This window comes from Plantactinospora sp. WMMB782, from assembly GCF_049179135.1.
GTDB lineage: Bacteria > Actinomycetota > Actinomycetes > Mycobacteriales > Micromonosporaceae > Plantactinospora.
Genome location: NZ_JBMHMC010000007.1, coordinates 5,635,846 through 5,652,369, shown reverse-complemented (window position 1 = coordinate 5,652,369; position 16,524 = coordinate 5,635,846). Strand labels below are relative to the sequence as shown.

Genomic DNA, 16,524 nt, shown 5'->3' with positions numbered 1-16,524 from the left:
CTTACCTGAGGTCGCAGACATTACCGACACCGCCCGTTCCGGTCGGTCGGGCCAGCATGCCGACCCGCGCCCGCCAGGGTCCGATCTGGCCGGTGGTGTCGCTGGCGGCCGGGTGCCTGGCCGGGGCTCTGGCGGTCGCGCATCCGGTCGCCTCGACCCTGGCGGTGCTGGTCGCCGCAGCCGTCCCGATCGTGCTGGGCCGCCCCGACCTGCTCGTCCTCTCCGTGCTGCCGCTGAGCGTGGCCCACCTCGCGTCCGTGGCCGACGACCTGCGAGGGGTTCTGCTGGTCAGCCTCGCCGTCGGCCTGCTGCTGGTGCCGACCCTGCGGTCACCGATCAAACGGGTCCGCCCGCTCCGGCCGGGTTGGCCCGCGTTCTGCGCCGCCGCGCTCACCGGACTCCTCCTGCTCAGCACGACGACCCGGGACAGTTCCTGGGCACCGGACCTGCCCGGCAGGTTCTCCGGGCTCAGCCACCTGATCGTGATCGTCGGCGGCCTGTTCCTGCTGGTCGCGGCCACCGTCTGGCCGCCGAACCCGGCCGACGTCGCCCGGCTGGTGGCCCTGGCCGGCGGCATCGTCGGCGGCTACGCACTGCTCAGGGGGCACTACAACGGTGGCCGGCTGGAGGCTCTCGGTATCAATTCCAACTATCTGGCCGCGGTGGCGGCCCCGTCGGTGGGTGCGAGCGTCGCTCTCGCGCGCCAGCCCCGCCGGCTGGCCTATCTCGCTCCGGCGGTGGTCGCCCTCGTGGCGGTGCAGCAGACCCAGTCCAGGGCGGGAATCCTGGCCGCGGCGGCCGGCGTGCTGGTCGCCCTGATCTCGAACCGTCCGGTACGCCAGCAGGTGATCGGGACGGTGCTCAGCGGACTCCTGGTCGCCGTCGTCTACGTGTTCCGCAAACCTGTCTGGACGGTGGTCTTCGACGAACGCCCGATGTCGCAGCTCACCGACGACTCCGGGCGGGCCGGCGTGCTGAGCGCGACGATCAACGCCATTGCCGAACATCCGTTCAACGGCATCGGCTACCGCATGTTTCCCTACTACGCCCTGAACTACCCCGAGGTGGGCCGATTCCTCAAGACCCACAACGACTATCTCGGCCTGGCGGCGGAGGCCGGAATTCCGGCGGCGCTGCTCCTGCTCACCCTGGTGGTCGCGGGACTCGTCGTTCGCGGCGACGCGCTGCTCACCCCACTGCGCGCCGCCGTGGCGGCCGGAGCGGTGACCCTGGCGTTCGCCAACGTCCTCGTCTGTCCGGTCGCCATCGTCGGCTTCTGGATCTGCCTCGGCTGCCTGCTCGCCCACCGACGTCGTACGGCCGCCGACGGCCCGGTCCCGCGCCCGCATCCGAACACGGAGGAAATTCATGCTCGATAGCAGGAGCGAAGTCGCCGCCGGACAGCGGTTCGGCTTCGGCGCCAACTGGAAGTCGTTCGTCCAGGTGATGGACGACGACAGGATCGCCGCGGCGACCGCCTCGCTGACCCGGGCGCTCGACGTCCCGGACCTCGCCGGCAGGTCGTTCCTCGACATCGGCTGCGGCAGCGGGCTGTTCTCCCTGGCAGCACAGCGGCTCGGCGCCACCGTGCACTCCTTCGACTTCGACCCCGACTCGGTCGCGGCCACCACGGCGCTCCGGCAGCGGTACGCGGCCGGTGCCGACTGGGTCGTCGAGCAGGGTTCCATCCTCGACCGGACGTACACCGCCAGCCTGGGCCAGTTCGACGTCGTCTACTCCTGGGGCGTGCTGCACCACACCGGGAACATGTGGCAGGCGCTGGCGGCGGCCGTCGACCTGACCCGGCCGGGCGGCCGGCTCTTCGTGTCGATCTACAACGACCAGGGTCCCGCGAGCCGGGTCTGGCGCTGGGTCAAGCGCCGCTACAACTCGTCCGGCCGACTCGGCCGGCTGTTGCTCCTCGGCCTCAGCACCGGGTATCTATACCGGCGAGTTCCGCTCCGGAAGCTCCTCCAGCTGGTCGTGCCCCGGCAGTTCCCGCCCCGACCGATCCGCCGGGGCATGTCCCGACGACACGACCTGGTCGACTGGGTTGGCGGGTACCCGTTCGAGGTGGCCCGGCCGGAGCAGATCTTCCGGTTCTTCCGGGACCGGGGCTTCGAGTTGGTCGAACTCAGCACCTGTGGCGGAGACCTGGGCTGCAACGAGTTCGTGTTCCGGCGGCGTGCTGACGGCTGACCCCCGCGCCCGCCGCCGGGCCGCCCGGCCCAGGCCGCCGGTCCGCGGCATCCGGCCCGGCCCGGTCAGGCCGGACAGCAACTGCCGGAGCATGGCGATCTCGGCCGCCGCCGGCAACAGGCGCTGCCACCGCACACCGGTCATCCGGCAGAACCGGACCACCTGTGCCAGGGTCAGCACGGCGTAGCTGACCGAGGCGGCCAGGGCACAGCCGACGATGCCCCAGCGCGGAATCAGCATCAGGTTGAGCACGATGTTCACCCCGAGCGCCGCCGTGGGAAACGCCGAGACGACGAGGGGCCGGTCACACCGGATCAGATAGGCGCCGATCTGCCGGCCGGCGTGCATGAGAAAGAGCCCCGGTCCGAGCGCGTACATCGCTCGGACGCTGCCGGCGAAGGCGACGCCGTACGCGAGCGGGATCAGGACCGGGGCGGTCGCGCAGAGCCCGCCGACGGAGATCCCGGCCAGCAGGGTCGAGATCCGGGTGGCCCGGGTGGTCGCCTCGACGGCGTCGACGAGTTCGCCCTCGGCCTGGCGGGACAGGAACACCCCGCGGACCGCCTCGGCCGGGATGCGGGCGAATCCTCCGACCGTCACCGCCAGGGCGTATAGTCCGACGGCAGCCGACGAGGTGAGCGCGCCGAGGATGAAGACGTCGAGGCGCAGGGTCAGGTTCAGCGCGGCGGAGCCGGGATGGAAGCGTAGGCCCAGCGAGATCGCCCGCCGGGCCAGGCCCGGGTTCCAGAACCTCAGTCGCGGGCGTTCCCGGGCGAGCAGCACCAGGAGCGCCGACGCCGAGGAGGCACTCCAGATCGCCACCACCCAGCCGGGCGTGAGCCAGCCCGCCGTCGCCAGCAGCGCCGTCGCGCCGAACTGGAGGACGGCGACGTACAGCATGGAGCGGGTGACCAGGGCGATCTGCGCGTCCAGGGTCAGGGCGCCGTTGAGGTAGAGCGCGGTGATTCCCGCCGGCACCGAGGCCAGCGCCATGGCCAGCAGTTCCGGACTCGCGACGGTGATGCCGAACCATGTCCCCGCCCAGAGCAGCAGGGCGCTGCCGAGCGCGGCCAGGATGCCGACGGCGGGTCCGAGCAGGACGCTGTTGGCGAGTATCTCGTCCCGCCGGCCGGCCCAGAGCCGGACGTGCGACTGTTCCACGGAGAGGTAGCCGAGCGCGATCGTGGTGGTCGCGGTCGCGATCACCAGCGCCGTCACGCCGCGTCCCTCCGGCAGCAGCGCACGGGCCACCAGGACTCCGCTCACCGCGTTGAGCCCGAGCACCAGTACGCGGGCGACGGCGTTCCACGTCGCCTGGCCCACTGTCGACCTCCGGCCGGATGGCGGCCTTCGCGGCGCCGCCGAAGCTGTCGGCGATGGCTCGGTCCGGCCGGTCACGACTGCCGGGCGAGCAGATCGCGGTACGGCGACACCGCCGCCGACGGGGCACCCGCCCGGTCCAGCCAGTTCCGGTGCCAGAGCTCGAACTGGACCAGTGCCCAGATCCGGTGACTCTCGTCGTCGCCCCGGTCGTGGCGCTCCAGCAGCGCGGTGACCGCCTCCGGCCGGAACAGCCCCCGCGACCGGGCCGTCTGGTCGGTCAACAGGCCCCAGGACAGGTCGCGCAGCTCACCCCGGAACCAGCGGCCCAGGGGCACGCCGAAGCCCATCTTGGGCCGGTCGACGATCCCGGCTGGCAGCCAGGGCGCGACGGCCCGCTTGAGCAGGTATTTCGTCGTACTACCCCGGAGCTTGAACCGGGTCGGGAGGTGCGCCGCCCACTCCATCAGATGATGGTCGAGCAACGGCGAGCGGGCCTCCAGGGAGTTGGCCATGGTGCTGATGTCGACCTTGGGCAGCAGGGCGCCCGGCAGGTAGGTCTGCACGTCGGCGTCGATGAGCCGGCCCAGCGGGTCCGCCGCCCGGGAGGCCGCGTACGCCTCGCCGAGCAGCGCCCAGCTGTCCACCCCGGCCAGGTGCGCGCGCAGCTCGGCCGTGTAGAGGTCGAACTGCTGCGCGGGCGGGAAGACGGAGATCAGCGAGGCGTACCGGTCCAGCGTCGGTTGACCGAGGAGTTGCAGGATCCGGCCCACGGCACGCGGCCGGGTGCCGGCCCTGGTCTGCGCGACGAGCCCGCCGCCGACCCGGTGCAGCGCTCGTGGCGCCGCCCACTCCGGCACCCGGGCGAGCGCGCGCATCAGCGCGTACCGCCGATAGCCGCCGAAGCACTCGTCCCCGCCGTCACCATTGAGCACCACGGTCACGTGTTCGCGGCTCAGCCGGGCCACGTAGAAGCTCGGTATCGCGGACGAGTCGGCGAACGGCTCGTCGAAGTGGTCGGTGAGCGCCGGCAGGATCTCCAGGCAGGAGGGGGTGACCACCAGCTCGTGGTGGTCGGTCCCGTAGCGCTGGGCGACCAGCCGGGCGTGTTCGCGCTCGTCGTAGCGCGCCTCGTCGAAGCCGATGCTGAAGGTCTTCACCGGCCCGGTGGAGCAGCGCGCCATCGCGGCCACCACCGCCGAGGAGTCGACCCCGCCGGAGAGGAAGGCGCCGAGCGGGCGTTCGCTGACCATCCGGACGCGCACGGCGTCGAGCAGCCGCTCCCGGAGCTGCTCCGCCGCCTCGGTCTCGTCGGGCACCTCGTGCGGCGTGCAGTCGAGGCGCCAGTACCTGCGCACCTCGACCGTGCCCTCTTCCCAGCTCAACAGGTGGCCGGGAGGGAGCTTCCGGATTCCCTGGTAGATCGACCAGGGGGCCGGCACGTACTGGTAGCTGAGATAGTGGTGCAACGCCACGAGGTCGAGCCGGCGGTCCAGGCCCGGATCCTGGAGCAGGGACTTCGCCTCGGAACCGAACGAGATGGTGGAGCCGTCGGACCGCCAGTACAGGGGCTTCTTGCCGACCCGGTCCCGGCCGAGCAGGAGCCGGCGCCGACGGACGTCCCAGATGGCGAAGGCGAACATGCCACGGAGCCGGTGCACCAGGTCGTCGCCGTGTTCCTCGTAGAGGTGTACCAGGCACTCCGAGTCGCCGTCGCTGCGTAACCGGTGCCCCCGGCGGATCAGCTCGGCCCGGAGGGCGGCGAAGTTGTAGATCTCGCCGTTGAAGACCGCGACCACGCTGCCGTCCTCGTTGCGCACCGGCTGGTCACCGCCGGCGACGTCGATTATCGCCAGCCGACGCATCCCCATGACGCACCGGTCGTCCGTGTGCATGCCGGCACCGTCCGGGCCCCGATGGGTGATCACGTCACACATCCGGTGGACCAGCGCCGGATCGGGGCGGCCGGTCGAGACGACTCCCGCTATGCCGCACATGCGGGTGCTGCCGTTTCCTCGTGCCGGCCGCCGGGTGAGCACCGGCGGTACATCGCGAGGTGGGCCGACGCCGCCGCCTCCAGGGTGAAGACGCTCGCCCGGAGTGCCCGCACAGCGGCCTCCGGATCCCGCTGCCGGGCCGGATGAAGGGCCCGTTGGATCGCCTCCGCCCACGCGCTCGGCGGGGCGTCGCGGGCCACCACGGTGACCCCGGGGAGCTGCCGGGCGATGAACCGCACGCCTGGCAGGTCGGAGGCGACGACGGCGGTCCCCACCGCCAGTGCCTCGAGTACCACACCGGGTAGTCCCTCCCGATCGGAGGGCAGCACGACGACGTCGGCCTGGCGCATCAGGTCACCGACGTCCTCGCGGGCGCCGAGCAGGTGTACGAGCCCGGCGACGCCGCCCGCCTCGGCCGCGCCCAGCACCCGTGCCTCGTCGTCGGCGTCCCGCGCCCCGACCAGCACGGCACGGCACGGGCAGCCGGTCGCGGCCAGTGCCGCGAGCGCCTGCGGCACGATCCATCGTCGCTTCTCCGGCGCCGGACGGCCGACGTGCAGGCAGATGACCTCGCCAGGTGCCGCGCCCAGCTCGGCCCGGAGGTCGAAGTCGCCCCGCCGGGCGAGACGCCCGAGGTCGATGCCGTTGGGAACGACCCGGCAGCGTGGATCCGACTCCCACGACGGCCGGTACGCGTTGCCGAGCGCGCCCGGCGAGACCCCGACGACGTCGGTCGCGAAGATCGAGATGAGTCTCCGCATCACCCAGCGCTGGACGCGGCGCCGTGGGGTGCTCGGACGGCCGTCACCGTCGCTGCGGAAGTGCGCGATCCGCACCCGAACCCCGGCCAGCGCCGCCAGCGACACGAGCACGCCGGAGAACGTCGAGACGTCGGAGTGCACCACCTGCGCCTCCAACCGCCGCAGCAGGCGCAGGAAGCGGATCGGAAACCGGAGGTCCAGCGGGAGCGGATGAACGGTGGCACCCATCCGCTCGACCGTCGGAGCGAGCACCCCGGCCCGCCCGCTGAGCGTGACGAAGTGCAGCACCACACCGGCTTCGGACAGCAGTGGCAGGAGCTCGACGGTCCGGCGCTCCGCTCCCCCGACGTCGAGTGACCCGAACACCCGGACCACGTGGCAGCGGACCGGTTCCCCCGGCCCGTCGACCGTCCCGTCGGCCGGCTTCCCGGCCGGGGTGGACTCGTCGCGGGCGAGGTTGCCGAGTGGTCTGGACACTATCCTGCTCCTGGGACGGTGGCGGGTGGCTCGGAGAGCGGGCGGTGGCCACGCTGGGCCGTCGCGGCGGCCACCGCCCGGTAGAAGGCGGTTCGCCGCCGGGCCAGCGTGTCGGCGGAGAAGTCGCGGGACCGCGCCAGGTTGCGGGCGGAGGCAGCGGTCATCCGCTCCGGGTCGGCCAGCATCCGGTCGATGGCACCGGCCAGCGCGGCCGGGTCGTCGGGTGGGACAAGGTCCTCGGCGGCGAGCAACTCCGGGATGCCGCCGACCCTCGTGCCGACGGCGGGCAGGGCGCGGGCCATCGCCTCGATCAGGGCCTGGGGCAGTCCTTCCGTGCGGGACGGCATCACGAACAGGTCCGCCGCGTCGAGGTGCCGGCGGACCGCCGCACCGGTCGGGACGACGCCGGCGAAGGTGACCCGGTCCGCCATGCCGAGCCGTTCGGCGAGCCGTTCCAGGTCGGTGCGGAACCTGCCGTCGCCGAGGTGCACGAGCCGGGGCCGGCCGGGGCCGGCCAGCCGGGCCAGCGCCGTGAGGAGGGTGTCGACACCCTTGTAGAGCTGCGCAAGCGTGCCGACCGAGACGATCGTACGGTCGCCGCGAGGGCCGTCGACGACGCGCGGCTGCCCGACGTACGCCTCCGCCGGGAGGTACACGCTCGACACGTGTGTGCTGACGATGCCCTCGCGGACCGGATACCTGCGTTGCAGGTGCTGCTCGGTCACGTAGGCCGCGCCGACCGCCGTCCGGCACTGGTGGCGCAGCCTTCTCGTGCTCAGGTGCCGCAGCACCGGCCGCAACGGGTGCCGCACCGTACCGGGGGCGAAGACGTCGTAGGGGTCACCGATGACCTCCAGCGCGTACGGCAGGCCACGCCGCTCCCGCGCCGCCGCCAGCAGTGACCCGATGGGGGACGGCACCCGCAGGACCACCGCGTCGTCCTCGGCGGCGGCGGCGGTGACGGCCCGCCTGACCGCCGGCTGGCGGCGCAGGTATTCGGCGGGTCCCTGGTAGTGCGGCACGGGCCAGACCTCGACGCCCTCTCCGTCGACCCGGGACGCACCGGCGGGTACCTCGGGCACGTCCCTGACCCTGGCGACGACCCGGACGGTCCGGAAGGCGGCCAGATAGCGACTCCAGTTCGGATAACTGGGCCCGGCGTGGACCCACACCCGCGCGTCCGGCGTCCGCAGACACCGGGACTCCGTGGTGACCACCACCCGCATCGGTGTCCTCCCTGTGACGACGGCAAGCGCTGTGGCGACGGTGTCGACCACCCGTGGAGACGGCAGTTCGACGCCGCTTTCGATTTCTTCCCGGCCTCGAACAGCACACCGGCCAGCGGCGCGCGACTGACTAACGCCGGAGTCGTCGTAAAGGTGACGGAACCCAGCGTCAACCCGTTATGTTTGGGCGCGGGTCAGCGCCGTCCACGGGCGTCGAAAACCGGCCCGCAGAACTGCGCCGACCGAGCAGATCGTGATTTCGGAAAGCGATTCACGACCGCATTCGAAAGGATCTCATGACAGCCTCGCCCACCGGTGCGGAAGCCCACCGCGGGGCGTCCGCCGGATCCGCCGCCCTGCCCGGCTCCCGGAGACCGACCGACGGCGCTGCGGATCCGCCACCGCGGCTGTTGATCGTCGCCCACTGCTTCCCTCCGTCGGAGATGGTCGGGGGCAGACGGCCGGCCTCGCTGGCCCGGATCGCCGCCCGGGACGGCTGGGACGTACGCGTCCTGACCGCCACGCCGGCGGACCGGGACGCCCCCGGCGCCGGCATCCCGGAATGGCGGGTCGTGCGGGCGGCGCCACTGTTCCAGTGGCCCCGGCTCGGCACCGAACCGCGAACGGTCCCGGCCGGCGACGGCGGCCCGCACCCCGCACCGGCGCGCCGCGCGGGTCTCCGCTCGGCGGTCACCCGTTCGGCCAAGCTCGTCGGGCGTGAGGCGCTGATGTTCCCGGACGGCGAGTCGACCTGGATCATCCCCGCCGTCACCGCCTTTCTCAGGGCGCGGCGGAGTTGGCGCCCCGACGTCGTCCTGGCCACCGGGCCGCCGTTCTCCGGCTTCGTGGTGGCCGCCGCCCTGGCCCGGAGACTCGGGGCGCCCTGGGTCGCCGACTACCGCGACCTCTGGACGGTCGGCAACGACTACCGGGTCCGGAGCCGGGTCGCGCTGCGCAGGCGGGCCGACCACTGGCTGGAACGGCGGCTGCTGCGGTCGGTCGCCGGCTGCGTCACCATCTCGGCACCGATAGCGCACACCCTGCACAGCACGTTCGGCGTCGGCACCGAGGTCGTGATGAACGGAATCGACAGGCGTGCCGAGCAGACGCCGCTCCCGACCGGGGCGGTGGGCGCCTGCTGGCCGACCGCGGCCACCGGCACGACGACGCTGCGGCTGGCCCACACCGGGCTCCTCTACCCCGGCAAGCGCAGCCCGGCACCGCTGCTCGACGCGATCGCGCTGCTCGGGGACGACGCGCGACACGTCCACTTCGTGCAGGCCGGGCCGGACAACGGCGTCGCCGTCGACGCCGCCCGGCGCTGCGCCGTGCCGGACGCCATCACCGTGCTCGGCCAGGTGCCGGTCGAGCAGTCGTGGCGGATCCAGGCCGAGGCCGACGTGTTGGTGCTGCTGATGTGGAACGACCCGCGGGACGCCGGCACCGTACCCGGAAAGTTCTTCGACTATCTGCACGCCCGGCGGCCGATCCTGATGCTCGGTCACCGCCACGGGGTGGTGGCCGACCTGATCCGCTCCCGGGGCGCCGGGGTGGTGCTGAGCGAACCCACGGAGATAGCGGACCAGTTGCGGCGGTGGCTGGCGGCCAAGGAGCGCGACGGTCGGATCCCGGCACTGCCGCACAGCGTCCAGGAGGGTCTGTTCCGGGAGGACCAGATGCCGAGGTATCTGGACCTGCTCCGCGAGACCGGCCTCCGACACCGCACGGCCACGGCCTGACCGACCACAGGACCTGACCGACCGCACGACCTGACCGCCCGCCACAGCCTCTTCGGCCGCGTCACGGCCCGGATCGGGGCGGCGCGGGCGACTGGTCAGGCGGGCACGATGCTCGGCGCGGCCGCGCCGGTCAGCCCGGCCGGGTCGTAGTGTGCCCGGTACCAGTCCACCGTGGCGCGCAGGCCGTCCGTCAGCGAGGTCGCCGACACGGTCGGAAAGAGCTGGCGCAGCAGCCGGTTGTCGGCGCTGGAGTGCCGGACGTCCCCGGTCCGTTCCGGGGCGGCCTCGCGCTCGATCCGGTGCGCCAGCAGCAGTTCCAGTTCGGCCACCACGGTGTGCAGATCGGTCTGCGTGCCGAAGGCCAGGTTCACCGGCTGGGGGTGGTGCACCTGGCGCCGCACCGCGTCGAGCAGCACGGTGCAGACCGTGTCGACGTAGGTGAAGTCCCGGGTCTGGTGCCCGTCGCCGTAGAAGACGACCGGCCTGCCGTGCAACGCGGCATGCACGAACCTCGGGACCACCGCCGCGTACGCGTGGTCGTGCCGCTGCCGGGGGCCGTAGACGTTGAAGAACCGGAAGGCGAGGGTGGGCAGGTCGTAACAGGCCTGGTAGGCCAGGGCGTACGCCTCGGTGGCAAGCTTGCTCGCCGCGTACGGGCTCAACGGCCTGGTCCAGCCCAGTTCGCTCTTCGGCAGGTCCGGGTTGGCCCCGTACACCGACGAGGAGGAGGCGACCACGACGTGCCGTACGTCGTGCCGGCGGGCCGCCTCGAGGACCGAGACCGTACCGGTCGCGTTGACCCGGTGCGACGCCATCGGGTCCTTGACCGAGCGCGGCACGCTGGGCAGCGCCGCGAGATGCACCACCGCGTCCCGACCGGCCACCGCCGCGGAGAGCACCCGCTCGTCCAGGATCGAGCCGACCACCAGTTCGACGTCGAGCCCCGCCAGGTTGCTCCGGTCGCCGGTCGACAGGTCGTCCACCACCCGGACGTCGCCGATCGCCGGGTCCGCCAACGCGGCCCGGGTCAGGTTCGCACCGATGAAGCCGGCGCCGCCGGTCACCAACAGTCGCATTTCTCGTCAACCTTTTCTTCGACGGACGCCGGTACGCGTACGCCGGACGCACCTTCCGGACACGCTACGGTTTTCCACACGCCGTCTGACTAACGCGGCAGTGGCATCGGAGGAGACGGCCACGTCGCGCCCCGCATGCGTCACGGCGGCACGCGAGAATCATCCGCAATAACGTCCACGAGCCTCCGACGGAAATATGAAAGGGATCCGCGCGACGACTCGAAAAACTCCGAAACAACTGCAACGCGCATGGAATTCGGCTAGATAGTACTTATCCTGGCGAGGAGTCATCCGGACCTGCGTCAGGCAGTCCGACCAGGGAGCCGTAGATGCAGCAGAGTGCAGCCACGCCCACAGCCACCCACGCCACCAACCCGCGAAGAGGCGCGCAGCGCCGTTCCGTGGCACTGGTGGCTACCGACACCGCAGGGTGGTTGGGCGGCTTCGCGGCAGCGGCATGGGCGCGGCACGAGTTCGACGTCACCGTCGACGAGTTCAGCAGAGTGGTCTGCGCGGGACTGGTCGCCGCCGTACTCAGTGGCCTGGCGACCCGGGTGCGACAGCGGTGCTGGGGGCGGCACCCGCTCGGCAGTCTCCAGGACGCCCGCGCCCTCGCCGGCACGGTCGGCTGCGTCTCGGCTGTCATGCTGCTGGCCGTACTCGCCATGTCACCAAGGCCCGTGCCGGCCAGCACCCCACCGGTCGGGGCGGCGCTGGCCCTGCTGCTCATGCTCTCCGTCCGGGTCGCCTACCGACAGCAGCGCGACAGGTCGCGGCGGCCGACCATCCGGTCCGCCACGCCGGTGCTGCTGTTCGGGATGGGCGCCGCCGGGCAGGCGCTGCTGCACGCCATGGTCAGCGACCCGCGCGGGCGCTACCTGCCGGTCGGCCTGCTCGACGACGACCCGGAGAAGCGGCACCTGCGCATCGACGGCGTGCCGATGCTCGGCGGTCGGGACGAGATCGCCGCCGCGGTGACCCGTACCGGTGCCGGCACGGTGATCTTCTCGGTCGCCAACGCGGACGCCGAACTGATCCGTGAGGTCCGGACCGCCACCCTGGCCGCCGGGGCCGCCTTCAAGATCCTTCCTCCGGTACGCGAACTGGTCGACCACCGGATCAGCGTCGCCGACGTGCGCGACGTCGACATCGACGACCTGCTCGGCCGGCGGCAGGTCGCGACCACCCTGCGAAGCACCGACAACGGCCTCGCCGGCCGCCGGATCCTGGTGACCGGTGCCGGCGGCTCGATCGGCTCCGAGCTGTGCCGGCAGATCGCCCAGGCCGATCCCGCCGAGCTGATGATGCTCGACCGCGACGAGTCCGCCCTGCACAGCCTCCAGCTCTCGCTCTCCGGCCGGGCACTGCTGGACAGCTCCGAGCTGATCCTCGCCGACATCCGGGACGCCGAACGACTCAACCGGATCATGGCGGAACGCCGCCCGGAGATCGTCTTCCACGCCGCCGCGCTCAAGCACCTGCCGCTGTTGCAGCAGCACCCGGGCGAGGCGGTGCAGACGAACGTCTGGGGAACGCTGGCGGTCCTCGACGCGTGTCGCGGGGTGGAGAAGTTCGTGAACATCTCGACCGACAAGGCCGCGAACCCGATAAGCGTGCTCGGCTACTCCAAGCGGATCACCGAGCGGCTCACCGCGTACGCCGCCGCCAACTGCGCCGGCACCTTCCTCAGTGTCCGGTTCGGCAACGTACTCGGCAGCCGGGGGTCCGTGGTGACCGCCTTCCGGGCGCAAATCGAGGCCGGGCTGCCGGTGACCGTCACGCATCCCGAGGTAACCCGCTATCTGATGACGGTGCAGGAGGCGGTGCACCTGGTGCTGCAGGCGGCGGCCATCGGGCGGGACGGCGAGGCGCTGGTGCTCGACATGGGCCGGCCGGTGAGCATCGACGACCTGGCCCGGCAACTCGCCGACCAGGCGTCCGAGCCGGCCCGGATCATCTACACCGGCCTACGACCCGGCGAGAAGCTGCACGAGGACCTGTTCGGTGCCGGCGAGGCCGACGTACGGCCGTTGCACCCGCTGATCTCCCACGTGCCGATACCCGCGTTGAATCCCGCCGAGGTCATCGGGCTGGACCCGTTCGACGACCGGGAGAAGCTGATCGAGCGGCTCGCCTCGCTCTGCGGCCAGATCGTCCAGGAGCCGCAGTCGATGACGCTGATACCGACCACCCGGAACGCCCTCTCCTGACACCCACATCACCGGGCTGACCAGGCAGGTAACGCGTCGGAGTCGGGAAGCGGACAGCCGACTGGCGAGCCACCGCCAGCACATAGCACGATCCAGGAAATTGCTGCCAGCAATTCCGGACAGCCGGCTGCCGCACAATTCCCGGTCGGTCGGAGCAGGTCCGGGCAACGTGGATCCGATCCCCGGGTGTCAGATTCGGTCGATTCGACGTTCCGGCGGGCAGCACGCCAACAGGAAACATTTTCGTCGCCGCGTGAATGCGGTGGAGTCCGCCGGTGCCCCCGGCTTCGGCGGCCCTGCGACCGTGCGACCCGATGGAGGCGGTACGTGACCGGACAACTGGCCCTGATCGGCTTCGGTTACTGGGGCACCAACCTGGCCCGCAACCTCGACAAGCTGGCCCCGGCACGGTGGCGCTACCTGGTGGACGCCAGTCCGGACCGCCGGCGCGTGGCGGCCGAACGCTACCCGTACCTGCGGGTCGTCGCCGACCTGGACGCGGTGCTGGCCGACGACCGGGTCGGCGCGGTCCTGATCGCCACCCCGGCGCCGAGCCACGCGCCGCTGGCCCGCCGGGTACTGGCCACCGGCCGGCACGTCTTCGTCGAGAAGCCACTGGCGATGTCGACCGGCGACGCCGTCGGACTGGCGGACACCGCCGACCGGTCCGGCCTGGTGCTGATGGTCGGCCACACCTTCGAGTACGTCCCGGCGGTGCGGCGGATGCGCGAGTACATCGGCTCCGGCGAGATCGGCGACGTGCTCCACCTGCACTCCCAGCGCCTCAACCTCGGCCGGATCCAGAGCGACCTGCACACCTTCTGGTCCATCGGGCCGCACGACGTCTCCATCGCCAACTACCTGCTCGGGACCACCCCCCGGTGGGTGGCCGCGCAGGGCGGGCGGTACCTGCACGACGGGGTCGAGGACGTGGTCTTCGTGACCGTCGGATATCCCGGCGACGTGGTGGCGCACATGCACGTGAGCTGGCTGGATCCGGCGAAGACCCGCCGCACCACCGTCGTCGGCACCCGCCGGATGCTCGTCTACGACGACCTGAACACCGACGCCCGGCTCACCGTCTTCGACAAGGGCGCGGAACCGCTGGAGCCGGACGGGGAGGGCCTGCGGCGGTACCGGCTGCGCGACGAGGCGGTGCACGTACCGGTGCTGGACACGGTGGAGCCGCTCGAACGCGAACTGCGGCACTTCCTCGACTGCGTGCACAGCGGAGCCCGGCCGCGCACCGACGGCTGGAACGGTGCCCGGGTGGTGGCGGTGCTGGAGGCGGTGGACGCGTCGCTGCGGGCCGGCGGCGCGACCGTACCCGTACCCCTGGTCGCCGCGCCGACGGCCACGGCCGGCCTACCGACCTGACACCCCGACCGCCCTCCGACCCACCCCGAGCTGCCCGACCCGACTCGTCCTGATCACCGTCGCGAGCACAGGAGCCTGCCATGTCCCGAATTCCCCTGGTCGACCTGGCCGCCGCGTACGACCGGCACCGGGAGGCGGTCGACGCGGCGATCCGAGCCGTCGTCGAGGACAACCGGTTCATCCTCGGCCGCGAGGTCGGCGAGTTCGAGTCGGCGTTCGCCGCGTTCTGCGGCAGCGCCCACGCCGTCGGGGTGGCCTCCGGCACCGCCGCCATCCACCTGAGCCTGGCCGCGTTGGGCGTGGGCCCCGGCGACGAGGTGGCCGTGCCGGCGCACACCTTCGTCGCCACCGCCGAACCGGTGAGCTGGCTGGGCGCCCGGCCCCGCTTCGTCGAGGTCGACGCCGAGACCGGCGGGATGGACCCGGACGCGCTGAAGGCGGTCGTCGACCGGGTCCGGGCGGTGGTCCCGGTGCACCTCTACGGCCTGCCGGTGGACCTCGACCCGATCGGGGCGCTGGCCGCCGCCGCCGGGGTGCCGGTGGTCGAGGACGCCGCCCAGGCGCACGGTGCCGAGTACCTCCGCGGGGACGGTTCGGTGGTGCGGGCCGGCGGCTACGGCCGGGTCGGCTGCTTCTCGTTCTATCCGGGCAAGAACCTCGGGGCGTTCGGTGACGCCGGTGCGGTCACCACCGCCGACCCGGACCTCGCCGAACGGATCCGCCGGCTGGCGAACCACGGCCGGACCAGCAAGTACGAGCACCTCACCGTCGGCTACGCGGAACGCATGGACACCCTCCAGGCGGCTGTCCTGGCGGTGAAGCTCCGCACGCTGGCCGAGGGCAACCGGCGCCGCCGGGAGCTGGCCGCCGGCTACCGGACCGGGCTGGCCGGGGTCGGTGACCTCGTACTGCCGGTCGAGCCGCCGAACCGGCGCGGGGTGTACCACCTGTTCGTGCTCCGCAGCCGGCACCGGGACGGCCTCCGGGAGCACCTGCGCCGGGCCGGCATCGACGCCGGCGTGCACTATCCGATCCCGCTGCACCTGCAACCGGCATACGCCTCGCTCGGTCACCGTCCCGGAGAACTGCCGGTGACCGAGGCGTGGGCCCGGGAGTGCCTCTCCCTGCCGATCTACCCGGAGCTGACGGACGGGCAACTGGCGACGGTCCTCGCCCGGGTACGCGACTACTTCGCCGGCACGGCGCACCGGAGCTGAGCTGACCGGCCAGGCCGGGTCGGGCTGCGAGGGGGGCTCTGACCTGCACATCCCTGACAGATCTCCGTCACCGGTCGCGGTCGCGGATCGTTGCAGCGGGCAGGAGGGAAGTTTCATGGATCTGGCTGTTCAGCGTGCGGAAACCCGGAAGTCACCCCAGGAGCGGGAGCGGATCGACGACCTGTTCCGGCTTGTCCCGGTGGGCGGCGGCCTGGCGCTCGACGCCGGCGCCTGGGACGGTCACCTGGCGCGCCGGCTCGCCGAACGCTACGAGCGGGTGGTCGCGCTCGACCTCACCGCGCCCACGATCGACCACGAGCGGGTGACATGCGTCCAGGGCGACATCACCGCGCTGAACTATCCGGACGACAGTTTCGACCTGGTGCTCTGCACCGAGGTACTGGAACACGTACCGACCGAGCGGCTGGCCACCGCCTGCGCCGAACTGGCCCGGGTGACCCGGCGGCACCTGGTCATCGGAGTGCCGTTCGAGCAGGACCTGCGGCTCGGCCAGACGACCTGTCGCAGCTGCGGCCGGCGCAATCCCCCGTGGGGGCACGTCAACTCGTTCACAATGGATCGGCTGCGTGGCCTCTTCGCCGGGCTGCGGATCGAGGCCACCTCGCTGGTCGGCCAGCGGACCGGTACCAACGCCCTGGCCGCGAAGGTGTTCGACCTCGCGGGCAACCCGTGGGGGACGTACGGGCAGGAGCAGGGCTGCGTGCACTGCGGCGCCAAGCTGGTCGCCCCGGAGCGCGGGCTGACGACGAAGGCACTGATGGCGCTCGGCTCGGCGCTCTACTTCCCCGGCGTCTGGCTGCGCGGCTACCAACCCGGCTGGGTGCACCTGCACCTGGTCAAGGAGTAGTCCGGAGAACCGTGTCCGGAGGGGCGGTTCCGGTCCGGCGCGGACCGGAACCGCCCC

The 16,524-nt window shown here is 72.2% G+C and carries 11 protein-coding genes and 1 pseudogene; 7 read left to right on the top strand and 5 right to left on the bottom strand.

Annotated elements, in window-relative coordinates; translation table 11 throughout:
• Positions 1-56 precede the first annotated feature (56 nt).
• Entirely contained in the window at positions 57-1,379 is a 1,323-nt protein-coding gene (locus tag ACN28A_RS27385) for an O-antigen ligase family protein (RefSeq protein WP_421399673.1), read from the top strand.
• Positions 1,369-1,848, top strand: a pseudogene (locus tag ACN28A_RS27380) (class I SAM-dependent methyltransferase); the annotation flags it as partial. The gene ACN28A_RS27385 and the pseudogene ACN28A_RS27380, both read left to right, overlap by 11 nt.
• 93 nt (positions 1,849-1,941) lie before the next feature.
• Here ACN28A_RS27380 and ACN28A_RS27375 read toward each other — a convergent pair.
• The 4 genes from ACN28A_RS27375 to ACN28A_RS27360 all read right to left on the bottom strand — a co-directional run bounded on the left by ACN28A_RS27375 (position 1,942) and on the right by ACN28A_RS27360 (position 7,980).
• Complete coding sequence (locus ACN28A_RS27375) at positions 1,942-3,522, bottom strand: lipopolysaccharide biosynthesis protein (RefSeq protein ID WP_421399671.1); 1,581 nt, start codon at positions 3,520-3,522, stop codon at positions 1,942-1,944.
• Between the two features lie 71 nt (positions 3,523-3,593).
• A complete protein-coding gene (gene asnB, locus ACN28A_RS27370; protein WP_421404672.1) occupies positions 3,594-5,456 on the bottom strand; it encodes an asparagine synthase (glutamine-hydrolyzing) in 1,863 nt (620 codons plus the stop codon).
• Between the two features lie 47 nt (positions 5,457-5,503).
• A complete protein-coding gene (locus ACN28A_RS27365; protein ID WP_421399668.1) occupies positions 5,504-6,754 on the bottom strand; it encodes a glycosyltransferase family 4 protein in 1,251 nt (416 codons plus the stop codon).
• Positions 6,754-7,980, bottom strand: coding sequence for a glycosyltransferase family 4 protein (locus tag ACN28A_RS27360; protein WP_421399666.1), 1,227 nt, complete (start codon positions 7,978-7,980; stop codon positions 6,754-6,756). The genes ACN28A_RS27365 and ACN28A_RS27360 overlap by 1 nt, the downstream gene beginning before the upstream one ends.
• A gap of 443 nt (positions 7,981-8,423) precedes the next feature.
• On the opposite strand from ACN28A_RS27360, the gene ACN28A_RS27355 reads away from it, so the two are divergent.
• Complete coding sequence (locus ACN28A_RS27355; protein WP_421399664.1) at positions 8,424-9,719, top strand: glycosyltransferase; 1,296 nt, start codon at positions 8,424-8,426, stop codon at positions 9,717-9,719.
• Between the two features lie 95 nt (positions 9,720-9,814).
• Here ACN28A_RS27355 and ACN28A_RS27350 read toward each other — a convergent pair whose 3' ends face one another.
• A complete protein-coding gene (locus ACN28A_RS27350; RefSeq protein WP_421399662.1) occupies positions 9,815-10,795 on the bottom strand; it encodes an NAD-dependent epimerase/dehydratase family protein in 981 nt (326 codons plus the stop codon).
• Between the two features lie 329 nt (positions 10,796-11,124).
• Between ACN28A_RS27350 and ACN28A_RS27345 the strand changes: the two genes are divergently transcribed.
• From ACN28A_RS27345 to ACN28A_RS27330, 4 genes are all read left to right on the top strand, one after another.
• Positions 11,125-13,005, top strand: coding sequence for a polysaccharide biosynthesis protein (locus ACN28A_RS27345; protein ID WP_421399659.1), 1,881 nt, complete (start codon positions 11,125-11,127; stop codon positions 13,003-13,005).
• 327 nt (positions 13,006-13,332) lie between these two features.
• Entirely contained in the window at positions 13,333-14,382 is a 1,050-nt protein-coding gene (locus ACN28A_RS27340) for a Gfo/Idh/MocA family protein (RefSeq protein WP_421399656.1), read from the top strand.
• Positions 14,383-14,462: 80 nt separating this feature from the next.
• Positions 14,463-15,599 carry a DegT/DnrJ/EryC1/StrS family aminotransferase gene (locus ACN28A_RS27335; RefSeq protein WP_421399654.1) on the top strand — a complete coding sequence of 379 codons (1,137 nt, stop codon included), beginning with the start codon at positions 14,463-14,465 and terminating at the stop codon, positions 15,597-15,599.
• A gap of 115 nt (positions 15,600-15,714) precedes the next feature.
• The gene (locus ACN28A_RS27330) at positions 15,715-16,467 is read left to right on the top strand and encodes a class I SAM-dependent methyltransferase (RefSeq protein ID WP_421399652.1); all 753 of its coding nucleotides are present in this window, start codon (positions 15,715-15,717) and stop codon (positions 16,465-16,467) included.
• Positions 16,468-16,524 lie beyond the last annotated feature (57 nt).